The following is a 12,416-nucleotide window of genomic DNA, read 5'->3' on the forward strand; positions in this document are numbered from 1 at the left end:
CCGTAAAGAACTGGTATACAGTAGTAAAAATTTTAAACTTTTGTTTAATTTTTTCAGCTTTTCTTTCCAGAATTACGGTTTACTGTTTTATTTCAGTGTATATAAGGCTTAAAAACTCCGCATAAGATTTTTCTAATCCTATAATATCACCGGATTTCAGATTTAAACCGCCAATTCCGGAAGTATCGGATTTTACCCTCAACGAGGAGACCTGAAAGTATAGGTTTTCTTTATCTGATTTAGGCTGAACTTTAATTGTGGAGCCTAAAAACTTCTTTGTTGATATAATAAATACATCTCCGGAAATAATATCCCGGGTAAGGTAAGACCTTGGTGCCAGTAAATAGTCTTTTTTATTTATACTAATCTTCTGCTCTTTATCTGAAGAAGCAAAAATGTATAATTTACCCTCCTGATATTTTAATTTCCCGTTTGGGGTATAGTAAAGAGCTATCTTATAATTAGACGGATTAAAAGGCTGAGGGGTACCATCTATATTTTCAAATGGTTTAAATGAAAAAGTATTGGCCCCTATTTCTTTTGCTTTCTTATATATGAGAGAAAAAACAGCTGCATCATCTTTTGAGAATCCCTGAACCTCAATTTCTCCAAGATATTCTGCATCAGTTATGGTTTCTGCTTTTTTATAGAGAAATTTATCCGTATTGTCGTTTGTTTTCTCAACTTTTGAGAGATATACATTCTGTGCATTACATAGATGGATACAGAATATGGAAATGGCAACTGCCAGGTTCTTGATCATATTATTGCTGGGTTAGTATTTTGACAGAATCTTCGAGACTGTTTTCCCAATGTTTGGGTTCTATTTTATATACTTCTTCTATTTTATCTAAAGACATGGTGCTTCTGGCAGGTCTTTTCGCAGGGGTGGGATACTGATCCGTCGTCAAAGGGTTTAGTTTCACTGAAGAGTTTGAAAATTCAGCAATTTTTTTAGCAAATTCAAACCAGGTGGTTTCGGGGTAATTTGAGAAGTGAAAAATACCGAAGGTTTTGTTCGGGGCTTCGATAATATTCATGATTGCTTCTGCAAGATCGTTTGCATTGGTAGGCTGCCCAAACTGGTCGGCAACAATTCCAAGCTCGTCTTTTTGAGAGAACAGGCTAAGCATTGTCTTAACAAAATTTTTATTAAACTCTGAATACAGCCATGAGGTTCTTAAAATAATGGTTTTGGGATTAATTTCCAGGGCAAGTTCTTCTCCTTTTCTTTTTGATTCGCCATATACTCCGGTCGGATTGGTAAAATCGTCTTCTGAGTATGAAAGATTGGTGTCACCATCAAAGACATAGTCGGTGGAAACATGAATAAGTATACATTTATGATCTGCACAGGCCTGAGCGAGATGGGCAACTCCGTAAGCGTTTACAGCAAATGCCTTGTCTTTTTCTTTTTCGGCTAAGTCAACGGCTGTGTAAGCGGAAGCGTTGATACAGTAGTCCGGTTTGTTATCATAAAAGAAGTCATTAACCTGTTCTTCATTGGTAACGTCCAGAGTCTGGGAGTCTGTAAATATGAATTCGTAAGTATTTTCGAAATCGGGTGCAATTTTCCTGATACAGTTGCCTAACTGTCCGTTGCCTCCTATTACTGCTATTTTCTTCATATGTGATTCTTTAATTTTTTATTATGAATTTTTTGCGTTCTGAGACCTAAGGAACTTCACTCTGGACTGGAAGTCTTTCTGCTCAAGATCTACATAGAACTTATGAAATGTTTCTTTTATATCTTCGGGATGAATTTCGGATTTCCTTGTTTTAAGGTTGAAATAAATCACTGTAACCCATAGAACCGCATGTACGGTTTTTTCGTCGAGGCTTTTCATAAGTATTTCTACTTTGGCCGTCCTGTCCTGAATTTCTATTGTTTTGCTGCTGATCACAACCTGGGTATTGTATCTTACTTCTCTCAGGTAAGCAATTTCATTTTGAATGGCAATCCAGGTGCATCCCGTTTTCTTGGTATATTCTTCGTATGTGAATCCATAAAATGTTTCTACGTGGTCTTCTCTGGCGTTGAACATATAGTCCAAATATTTTACATTATTCAAATGTCCTATCGGATCACAATCGCTGAACCTTATTTTTACGGTTGTTGATACTTCTTTTTCCATAGCGCAAAAATAAAAAAACCGCCTCTAAAAGAGACGGTTAATTTATAAAACTTTGTTAATTTATTAGTTGATTCCTAATTCTTTCTTAACAGCAGCTGTAGCGTCTGCACCACCTTTGTATACAAGCGCACCAGCGTTTGCATCAAGGATGAAGTCGTAACCGTTAGCTTTAGCAACTTTCTCAATCGCGTCGTTCAGCTTTTTCTCGATAGGTCCGAAAGCTACATCCTGCTTAGCCTGAAGATCTTTCTGAGCTTTTTCCTGCATTTGCTGGATTTCTTCTCCTAATTTCTTCATTTCTGCTTCTCTAGCTGCATTTTCATCAGCTGTCTTTTTAGGAGCTTCAGTTTGATATTGCTGGAATTTAACCTGAGCAGCATCTGCTTTTTTCTTAATTTCAGCTTGTTTTGCGTCTAAGAAAGTTTTTATATCAGTGTCTGCTTTTTTCTTTTCAGGCATTGCATTAAGAACCCCCATTAAATCTACAGAAGCTAATTTTTGAGCTTTCGCCATACTTACCGATACAACCATTATTACCGCGGCAAATAATACACTTAATTTTTTCATAATTGGTAAAATAAATAATTTAATTTGTTTTTAGATTTTAATTTTAAGCAAAAGTTAATTTATATATTAATTTTTACTTTTACTGCTTGTCTTTTCTTTTTTATCAGATGGAGCAGATCCTTTTAATAAGATCGCTAATACTTTTTCTGTATAATCATATCTTGGCAGAAGGAAAAGCACATTGTTATCGGATTTATCAAGAACCGTGCCCAATCCGTTTTTCTCAGCCATTGTTTTAACGGCGGTCCAGATCTGATCCTGGAACGGTACAACCAGATTGGTTCTCAGTTTTGTAATCTCGCCATTGGCTCCAAAACGTAAGCTTGTTGTGGTCTTGATGTTTTTTTCAAGGTCCATTACTTCTTTTTCTCTAAGCTTCAGCTGGTCTCCTATCAACAATACTTTCTCACTTTCAAATGCCGATTTTTTCTTTCGTATTCTGACTGTAGGTTTTGAAGTTCTGACTGCCAGGTATCGATCTGAGAATTTAATCTTGCTTCTGCTTCTTTGTATTGAGGCAGTTTGTCTAAAATATAGCCTGTATCTACAATTCCAATTTTCTGTGCGTTTGAAAATCCGAAAAGCAGGAACAATACAAATGTGAAAATGATTTTAAGGTTCTTCATATGTGTGATTATAATGATTGGTTCATCAGGAAGTGTGTTTTCCATCCAGAAGGCTCTGTTCCGGAAACTGTTCTATCGAATCCGTAAGCAAAGTCAAATCCGATCAGACCAAATGCTCCCATATAAACTCTTACCCCAACTCCTACAGATCTTTTCAGCTGGAATGGGTTGTAGGTGCTCCATGAGTTCCATACGTTACCCCCTTCAGCAAAGGTAAGTGCATAAATTTTAGCGGTCTGGTTCATTGAGATCGGGTATCTTAATTCCAGTGTAAATCTGTTGTAGATTGTACCTCCCCCTCTTTGGGTAATGTCATCTATTTCTCCTCCATATGTTGAAGCATTTTCGTAGCCTCTCAATGGAATCAATTCACGTCCGTCATATCTACCTCCAAATAAACCTGTACCTCCTACGTAGAATCTTTCGAATGGCGGAGCTCCAAGCTTTTTGTTATATCCGTCCATGAATCCCATTTCAGCGGAAGATCTCAATACCAATTTTCCTACGACTTCGTTATACACGTCGGCTTTGAACTTGATTTTGTAGAATTCCATCCACTTATATTTGTCAACCGGCGACATTGTAGAGTAATCTTTGTTGCTGAACAATGAATATGGCGCGGTTAATTTCGCAGAAAGTTCAATATTCGAACCTGTTGTCGGGAAGATAGGGTCGATACCTGCTGAGTTTCTGCTTAAACCTAAGTTAAGACTTAAGTTGTTTGCATCTCCATAGTATTCTGTAGTATCTCCGAACTGGAATGGATAGTTACTGAATTTATAATTCTGGAACTGGATTCCTGTATATAACGAGAAATAGTCATCCGGCCAGTTCAATAGTCTGTTCAGACCCGCTGATGCGGAGAAGATATTAAGCTTCTGATCATTTCCACTGCTGTCGTTATATTTTACTCTCGAGGTGTTTACACTTACAGAAAGGGAAGTTTGTCTTGTTCCGAATAACCATGGTTCAGTAAATGAAATCCCATAATTCTGGAAATACTGTCCTGCCTGTGCCTGGATGGATAAAGTCTGGCCGTCACCCTGAGGTACCGGTTTAAAATCCTTAAATTTAAGGAAGTTCTTTAAAGAGAAGTTATTGAACGTAAGTCCTAATGTCCCGATAAAGCTGTTACCTCCGTAACCTGCCTGTAACTGTACCTGAGAAGATCCTTTTTCAACAAGACTCCAGTTTACATCTACCGTATTGTCCTGCGGGTTAGGATTAATGTCATATTTAATTTGCTGCGGATCAAAGAAAGACATCCCTGCAAGATCGAAATAGGTTCTTTTGATTTCTGTCTTTTTGAAAAGCTCTCCCGGTTTGGTTCTCAGGGCTCTAAGCACAACGTGGTCATGGGTTGTTGTATTCCCCTGCCATGTTACTTTGTTCCAGGTTGCCTGTTCTCCTTCATTAACTCTGATTTCCAGGTTTACAGCATCTCCCGATACGGATTTCTCCACAGGAGTTACATTAGAGAAAAGGTAACCGTTATTCATGTACACAGATTTGATATCTGAATCATCCTCTTTACCTCCGTCTTCTCCAACTTTTTTGTTAAACCCGACAGCATCGTAAATATCTCCTTTCTTATATCCTAATAATCTCTGTAAATATTCTGTAGAGTAAACGGTATTTCCGGTGAATGTAACGTCTCCGATATAATACTTTTTACCTTCATTAAGTTTTACGTTGATTTCGTAATTATTTCTTTTGTTTCTCCATACGGAATCTGAAACAATCTTAGCATCTCTGTAACCCAAAGAGTTATAGTAGCTGATAAGACTCTGTTTGTCTTCCTGATATTTTTCTTCAATGAATTTTGAAGATTTCAGGATTCCACCGATACCAAATCTTTTTTGTTTGGTTTCTTTGAATGCTTTTTCCTAAGCTTTGCATCTGTAACGCTTTGGTTGCCTTCAAATTCGATATGGTCAATTTTTACTCTTTTACCTTTTTCCACATTGATGGTCCAGTCTACCAAAGACGGATCGTTGGCATTTACTTTATCCTGAATGGTGATTCTGGCATCAGCATACCCTTTTTTCACATAATCCTTAGGGACTTTTGTTTTAAGGCTGGAAATAAGGTTTTGAGTAATCTTTGTTCCTGGCTTCAGATTGTTGTCTTTTGCCATCTTTTCGTTTTTAGACTTACCAATCCCTTTACCTGTGAATTTTACTTCTCCAAGTTCTTTAAGGTCTTCCAGGTAGAATCTTAAAATTACAGTCTGCCCTTCAATACTCTGAACATACACTTCAACTTCTGAAAACGATTGGGTATCCCAAAGCTTTTTCACGGCGTTGCTGATTTTTTGTCCAGGAATATCTACAGCTTCTCCTTTAGTTAATCCCGTAAATCTTAAGATCTGTGCCGGTGTATATTTTTTTACCCCATCTACAACAATGTCTTTAAGAGTGTAAGTTCCTGCTTCATTTTCTGCATGTACAGCATTATTTACTTTAGTGCTGTCCTGAGGAGTTACTTGTCCATAAAAATGTGCCGAAGCAGCAAACATGATGATGGGTAATAGTCTAAACTTCATTTTATCGAGTCTTTCTTTTCTTTAAATTTATTGGGCATTTATCTGGTCGCCAGTTAAACCGTATCTTCTTTCTTTATTCTGGTAATCTACAATACACTGGAAGAAGATATCTTTTGTAAAATCCGGCCAAAGGACATCTAAAAACTGTAATTCCGCGTAAGCAATCTGCCAAAGAAGGAAGTTGCTTATTCTGATTTCCCCGCTGGTTCTGATCAGCAGGTCTACAGGCGGAAAGTCTTTGGTATAAAGGTAATTTTCGAATAATTTTTCATCAATATTCTCAACATCAACTTTTCCTTCTTTCACATCGGAACTGATGCTTTTTACAGCGTTCAGTATTTCGTTCTGTGAGCCATAGCTTATTGCCAGTACTAAATTGCCTTTTGTGTTTTCTTTTGTAAGCTCTACTACACGTTCAAGCTGTTCTCTCACCAGGGGAGGCAGCTTTTCTAAATTCCCTATAACATGCATTCTGAGTCCTTTGCTAAAAATCTCTTCAGCTTCCAGCAAAAGGGTTTCCACCAGCAGGTTCATGAGTGTATTCACTTCGTTTGCAGGGCGGTTCCAGTTTTCTGAAGAAAATGTATACAGTGTTAGGTAAGGGATATTAATCTCATTACATGCATTAATGGCATTTCTTACTGCATCAATGGCATTCCTGTGACCGAAAGTTCTTTCTTCGCCACGTGTTTTTGCCCATCTTCCATTGCCGTCCATAATAATGGCGACGTGTTTCGGTAAATTCTGAGAATTTATTTTATCTTTAATCAACGACATATTAATTAATCACAATAACACGGAGGTCTTCCGAATGAATAGGTCAATCCTAAACTAAAAGTATTCATCCAGTCCTTAGACCTTTCATCCCCTATATTCCTTTTGCTAAGCAGCTCCTGTTCTCTTTCTTTAGAGACTGCATAATAATTTCCTGACTGCAGCAGCGAAGCACCGGTAGCAGGATCTAAAATATCTCCATTATAGCTAGACGTCAGATCTTTTGAAAGCAATCTGCTGTGATCCAGCTGATCTGTCAGTGTATATCTGAATGTAGCTTCTGCAAATATAGCCCAATTATGATTGAACTTGTATTTTAAACCTACCCCAAAAGGGATATGCATGGTTACTTTTTTTCCTAATGAGTATACCGGGGTACTTGTATAGTCAAGTTCATTAAGCGGCGCCTGTGCCACACCGTCTGCATCTCTTCTGAAATCATGTACAAGATCAGCTTTAGGGGCATCAAACATCAAAGCTCCTACACCACCAAAGATATAAGGACTTACCATGCTTACCTGCTCATTATTGACAGGGAAAAGATTGTATTCAAACATCAAACTTGCTTCGTATACATTATTTTTTCCGTATGAGTTTCTATTTACTCTATATTCTTCTTTTGCAGCCTTATCACTAAACTGGATCTGGTTATATCCTAAATCCAATCTAACGGTCTGGTGCGGGTTAAAATTAAATCTATATAATAAACCTCCATAAAACGGGAACCCCCAGTCTGACATTCTGTCTAAATCCAACGGCTTTTGTAAAATATAATTGGTCCGTCCGATATCCCCAACTAGGTTACTCATACCCAAACGAACTCCCAATTCGTTTCTTTGTGCTTTAACACTTACCATTCCCAGGAAGGCAATAAAGCTAAACAATAATTTTTTATTCATAAAAGAATATGGATTTATGGTTATTTTAAAATTTAATTTTTGCAAATATAAAACATTTTTATATTAAAGATATCCTTAATGTTTAGTTAAAAATAAACAAAAAAACATAATTTGTTATAAAGTAAACGGCAAAGTGCCAAAAATATTTCTTTATATACTATTTATACAATACAAGTAACTCCCAACATAAAAAAAACCCTCATTGGTGAGGGCTTTTTTTAATTTTCCTGAAAATTATTCTGATATTAAAAATCAAACCAGCGCGATTGTAACAGCAATTTGTTTAAATATAAAATAAAAACTGTTAGTCACTGTTTTCAAGAATAATTGTATCAGATGCAAATTCCGCTACCTAAACTGCCGCAATCCGGGCCAGAGCAAGTAACACAAATTTGTCCTGAAGGGCATCCGGCATTACTGAAACAATGTGTTGTAAGTGGCTGCAGCTGCTTCCCTCCATTAATCGTTTTTAAATCGTTTTTTGACAGTTTTTTTAGATTTTTCATGTTATTTTATTTAATTCTTTCACAAGATATAAAAAATAACATATATCACCATGTGTTGGAGTAATATTTAACAAGAAAATATTATTTCCTGTTAAATATTGCCTGTACTTTATTCCGTATTCTGATCAGGAGCGGTTCCTTATAATTCTTGTCTTCATCAAAATAACCATAGCCATATCCGTAACCATAACCGTAGCCATATCCATAGCCTTGTTTTTTATTGTAATCATTATAGATTAGCCCTAAATGATCAACCTCATGGTTGTGATATTTCTCCGTTATCATCTTCAGCATATATTTTTCAGTATACTCATGACGAACGATATAGATATTGGCATCAGAATATTTCATCAACTCATAAGAGTCAGCAACCAAACCTACCGGAGGTGAGTCTATGATAATGAAATCATACTTCTCCTTCAGTTCTTCCAGGAACCTGATGTTTCTGTCGCTCATCAAAAGCTCTGAAGGGTTCGGAGGAATCGGTCCGGAAGTAGCGACATCAAGGCCGGGAATTCTGGTTTTATTAATAATCTGGTCTATTTCTACTTCTCCGGTCAGATAATTGGAGATCCCGTATTTATTATCAATTTTAAAATCCCCGAAGATCTTAGGTTTTCTAAGGTCCATTCCAAGCAGGATTGTTTTTTTATCACTCAAGCCTATTACTGAGGCCAGGTTGATGGAAATATAGGTTTTCCCTTCACCACCAACGGAAGAGGTTATCAAAATTATTTTTCCTTTGCCATCTTCCTTATTGTTCTCCATCAGGAATCTCATATTGGCCCTGATTCCCCTGAATGCTTCTGCAACAGATGATTTAGGCTGTTCCAAAACGGTTAACATATTCTCATTGGTATTGTTCCCGATAACTCCAAGAAGCGGAATCTTCGTTGCACCCAACAGTTCTTTGATGTTTCGGATTTTGTTATCCAATGCTTCACCAATCAGGATGAATAATAATGGAAGCAGCAACAGACCGAACATAATTGCCGATTTTATTGCTTTTACATTAGGACCAATAGGGCCCTGTCCCAGATTCTTGGCAGGGTCAATTACTGTAATATCAGACTGGTTGGTAGCAACTTTCAGCTGTGCTTCATTCTGTCTTCCCAAAAGGCTGTTATAAGTAGCTTCAATCATGCTATACCCTCTTTCTGCATCAAGATATTTTCTTTCTTTTTCAGGGTATGAAGTCAGGTCATTATTGGCTTCAGCTACCTGACGGTCTATTTTATTGATCTCTTCATAATATTTTGTATAATAGTTTCTTAAAGCACCGGATGAACCCATTTTAGCCTCATTAATAAGCCTGTCTATTTCTTTCATAGGCTCGGAGTTCGGCTTATAGATGGTTGCCATCTCTCTTCTCTTCATATATAGGGCTTTAAGCTCTGTAACAGTAGCTGTAAAGAATCCGTCTTCAAAACCGGCAGCATTGGTGCTGATCATTTTATCAAAATTCTGGGCCTGAAGGGTATTTTTAATATTATTCAGTGAACTGATTTTGCTTATGATATCAGCCTTTTTTGCTTCAAGATCTTTTATTTTTTCTAAAGATTTTTCGTCTCTGTCTTTAATATTATACAGCTTCTCCGAAGTTTTAAGATAATTCAGAACCGCCGCACTTGAATCCAGTTTTTTACGGATACCGTCTATATTGGTCTGCAGATAAAGGTCTGTGTTCTTGTTAACGATATTTTTATCCGCCAGTCTTTTTTCTGAAGTTCAGCTACTGATTTATTCAGGAAGTTCACCGTGCTGTTAAGATTGAAACCTTTTTTGGAAATGATCATAATGGTTGCAATCTCTTTATCGAATTCCACTCCTATGGTAGAAACGATGTCGTTAACACTCTGATTGACCGAACTAAGATTTACAATAACATTATCAACCTTTATATTAGGAGTCGCGGTATTCTTGATAAGTCTGAAACGCAGATTGGGAGAATTATACCATTCGTTAACTCTTATCACCTTATTGGCAGGCCTGCTATACCCACTAACGGACTGAAACCCTTCTGATTCATAATTGTACAAACTGGTAGACTGCCCTTCTTCCGGAAGAATTACTTCATAAGAATCTCCCCCTTTGGAACAAGGGTAATAGGATAATTAATTTGCTGAAGGTGTTTTTTATCAATCTGAAGAAAAACCGGTGAATCGGTTTTATCAATATAGGTTGATTTGATAAGACCTTTGGTAGAATAATTAACAAACAGGTCAAGCTCTTTTACCAGAAACTCGTTATGGGATCTGGATAAAAGCATTTTTTAAGATAAACTCCGTCCTGATTTCCGCTCTGCCCCCAGATAAAGTTGATAGACTGGTTGGGTGTAAAATAACTGGACGTATTATTGGATATACTCAAAGAAAGATCTGATGCATAGATATTCTGTGCATAATATTTACTGTATACCCATGAAATAACATAGCCGATAAACAGCATGAATACAAACCAGTACCAGTTTTTGAGTATTCTTCTCAGGAAATGTTCGATATCAAATAATGCAAACGATCCATACTTTTCCTTCTGGGGTTCGTTTTTCCCTATGGTGGTGTCTTTGTCTGGAATCATGGTTAAAGGTTTTTAAGAAGCAGATAAATTGATAATGCTGTAGTAATTACCGATACCCCAGTGGTTAAAGTCTGTATAGGATCTTTTCCGAATCCGTTTAAGCTTTTTCCTCTGGTATTCAAATAGATTTCGTCACCGTTCTGTACATAATAGTACGGGGAATTCATAATATCTTCGCGGGTAAGGTCAAGTTTTGCCACTTTGATCCCTTCCGGCAATTTTCTGTGGATAACAATATTGGTACGGTCAACGGTTCTGTTCAAACCACCGTTAATAGCTAATGCTTCTGTAATAGTCAACGTATTTTTGTGAGCTACTTTTTCTCCGGAAAGACCTGTTGTTTCTACGTCTCCAAGAATGTAGTAGGTAATTCCGTCTGTATTCAGTCTTACTTCAGCTTTTCCTTCCTGGAAATTTTCGTTCACTTTTTCCTGAAGTTCCTGGGTAACATCTTCCAGTGTTCTTCCTTCAGCTTTAACATATCCTATACCGAAAACGTTGATATCTCCTTTGGAGTCCACTTTCAGACCGTTGAAATAAAAATTCATGTTCCCTCCCATTGCAGAACCTCCACTATTACCTGCTGTCAAACCAGGATTAGCAGCACCTCCTCCACTAGCTCCTCCGGAGGTATTTAAAGATGAATAAAACTGGGCCGCATCTCCCTTAGGCGTAGTTACAATATTAAGATTAAGAATATCATTCTTCGTAATTCTGTAGGTGGGAATATTGTAGGGAATAAGTCCTTCTTCATTGATTACCAGGCTCTCGCTGGGCTGTAAATATCTTACATCTTTTTTGGTGATGCAGGAAGTCATAAAAAAGGGCAGTAATAAAAATAAATATTTCAAATTCTTCATCATATTTGGGATGTTATTTGCAAAAGTAAAAATTAAATTCTTATTTTCTTATTATTTCTTAAATGATAAATAATATCTGGTAAATAAGCGCCAAAAAAGCCTAATAAAATAATTATCATTAAAAGGAGATTGATATCGATATGTCTTAAATAATAAGCCACAATGACAATCATCAGGTAATATACAATAATATAAAATGTAGATCGCCTGTGGGTAAGATTCAGCTTCAGCAGTTTGTGATGGATGTGGTTTTTATCTGCATCAAAAGGTGATTTTTTATTGCAAAGCCTGATAATGATTACGTTCAGCGTATCTACAATCGGTAAAATAAGAATGGCAACTGCTATTACCGGTGCAGACTGAAGGTGATATCTTGGAACATTAGGAAGTTCTCTGTCTATGAAAATATCAATAAAACAGATGGAAGTAAACGCCAGAAGAAACCCCAGAAGCATAGACCCCGTATCTCCCATAAATATTTTATTCGTCCTGTAATTGGATAGGTTATAGTATAAAAAGGCAAGTACAGTTCCTATGATAATAACGGAAAGAACCACGAGCGGGTAATTATATTCTCCCAGTCGGTAGTAGCTTATTCCAAAAAGGCCGCTGCAAATGACCGAGTATCCTCCGGCCAGCCCGTCTATCCCATCAATCAGATTGAATGCATTAATCAGAATAATAAAAGTAATGATGCTGAACAAAATACTCACGAAATAGCCCATTTCATAAATCCCGAATATCCCGAATAAGCTTCTGATCCTGATATCGGAACCTATTACCACCAATGAAGACACTACAATCTGTGCCACCAGTTTTTTATAAGCTCTCATGACAACAATATCATCCATCACTCCGATGTAAAGAAGAATAATTAATGAGGCAAATAAAAATTTGTACAAATCAAAAAGCTCATAGGCAAAAATC

The 12,416-nt window shown here is 36.9% G+C and carries 9 protein-coding genes and 3 pseudogenes; all 12 read right to left on the reverse strand.

All coding sequences use genetic code 11. The features are described from left to right. Positions 1-79 precede the first annotated feature (79 nt). Positions 80-763, reverse strand: a complete 684-nt coding sequence (locus N4G44_RS00040; RefSeq protein ID WP_474924053.1) for a hypothetical protein — start codon at positions 761-763, stop codon at positions 80-82. 1 nt (position 764) lies between these two features. Next, positions 765-1,628: a dTDP-4-dehydrorhamnose reductase gene (rfbD, locus tag N4G44_RS00045; protein ID WP_474924054.1), complete on the reverse strand. Its 864-nt coding sequence runs from the start codon at positions 1,626-1,628 to the stop codon at positions 765-767. A gap of 21 nt (positions 1,629-1,649) precedes the next feature. Next, positions 1,650-2,135 (reverse strand): acyl-CoA thioesterase, encoded by a 486-nt coding sequence (locus N4G44_RS00050; protein ID WP_474924056.1) that lies wholly within the window; start codon positions 2,133-2,135, stop codon positions 1,650-1,652. A 63-nt stretch (positions 2,136-2,198) separates the two neighbouring features. Beyond that, the gene (locus tag N4G44_RS00055) at positions 2,199-2,702 is read right to left on the reverse strand and encodes an OmpH/Skp family outer membrane protein (RefSeq protein WP_048500842.1); all 504 of its coding nucleotides are present in this window, start codon (positions 2,700-2,702) and stop codon (positions 2,199-2,201) included. A 66-nt stretch (positions 2,703-2,768) separates the two neighbouring features. Further along, positions 2,769-3,373 (reverse strand): annotated as a pseudogene (locus N4G44_RS00060) (OmpH/Skp family outer membrane protein). Then, positions 3,337-5,873: pseudogene (gene bamA, locus N4G44_RS00065) on the reverse strand (outer membrane protein assembly factor BamA). The pseudogenes N4G44_RS00060 and bamA overlap by 37 nt, the downstream one beginning before the upstream one ends. Positions 5,874-5,900: 27 nt before the next feature. Beyond that, positions 5,901-6,650 carry an isoprenyl transferase gene (locus N4G44_RS00070; RefSeq protein ID WP_474924058.1) on the reverse strand — a complete coding sequence of 250 codons (750 nt, stop codon included), beginning with the start codon at positions 6,648-6,650 and terminating at the stop codon, positions 5,901-5,903. A 5-nt stretch (positions 6,651-6,655) separates the two neighbouring features. Continuing rightward, positions 6,656-7,546, reverse strand: a complete 891-nt coding sequence (porG, locus tag N4G44_RS00075) for a type IX secretion system protein PorG (protein WP_474924060.1) — start codon at positions 7,544-7,546, stop codon at positions 6,656-6,658. A gap of 332 nt (positions 7,547-7,878) precedes the next feature. After that, positions 7,879-8,052, reverse strand: a complete 174-nt coding sequence (locus N4G44_RS00080; protein WP_474924061.1) for a bacteriocin-like protein — start codon at positions 8,050-8,052, stop codon at positions 7,879-7,881. Positions 8,053-8,133: 81 nt separating this feature from the next. Next, positions 8,134-10,629, reverse strand: a pseudogene (locus tag N4G44_RS00085) (polysaccharide biosynthesis tyrosine autokinase). A gap of 2 nt (positions 10,630-10,631) precedes the next feature. Then, on the reverse strand, positions 10,632-11,492 hold the full coding sequence (locus N4G44_RS00090) for a polysaccharide biosynthesis/export family protein (RefSeq protein WP_474924063.1): 861 nt from the start codon (positions 11,490-11,492) through the stop codon (positions 10,632-10,634). A gap of 29 nt (positions 11,493-11,521) precedes the next feature. Continuing rightward, on the reverse strand, positions 11,522-12,391 hold the full coding sequence (locus N4G44_RS00095; protein WP_474924067.1) for an MraY family glycosyltransferase: 870 nt from the start codon (positions 12,389-12,391) through the stop codon (positions 11,522-11,524). Between the last annotated feature and the right edge of the window lie 25 nt (positions 12,392-12,416).

The organism is Chryseobacterium sp. GTID13, assembly GCF_056172655.1.

Excerpts from the sequence above, each read along its gene's own strand:
- N4G44_RS00040 (WP_474924053.1), bottom strand. The coding sequence starts at position 763 with ATGATCAAGAACCTGGCAGTTGCCATTTCCATATTCTGTATCCATCTA.
- rfbD (WP_474924054.1), bottom strand. The coding sequence starts at position 1,628 with ATGAAGAAAATAGCAGTAATAGGAGGCAACGGACAGTTAGGCAACTGT.
- N4G44_RS00050 (WP_474924056.1), bottom strand. The coding sequence starts at position 2,135 with ATGGAAAAAGAAGTATCAACAACCGTAAAAATAAGGTTCAGCGATTGT.
- N4G44_RS00055 (WP_048500842.1), bottom strand. The coding sequence starts at position 2,702 with ATGAAAAAATTAAGTGTATTATTTGCCGCGGTAATAATGGTTGTATCG.
- N4G44_RS00070 (WP_474924058.1), bottom strand. The coding sequence starts at position 6,650 with ATGTCGTTGATTAAAGATAAAATAAATTCTCAGAATTTACCGAAACAC.
- porG (WP_474924060.1), bottom strand. The coding sequence starts at position 7,546 with ATGAATAAAAAATTATTGTTTAGCTTTATTGCCTTCCTGGGAATGGTA.
- N4G44_RS00080 (WP_474924061.1), bottom strand. The coding sequence starts at position 8,052 with ATGAAAAATCTAAAAAAACTGTCAAAAAACGATTTAAAAACGATTAAT.
- N4G44_RS00090 (WP_474924063.1), bottom strand. The coding sequence starts at position 11,492 with ATGATGAAGAATTTGAAATATTTATTTTTATTACTGCCCTTTTTTATG.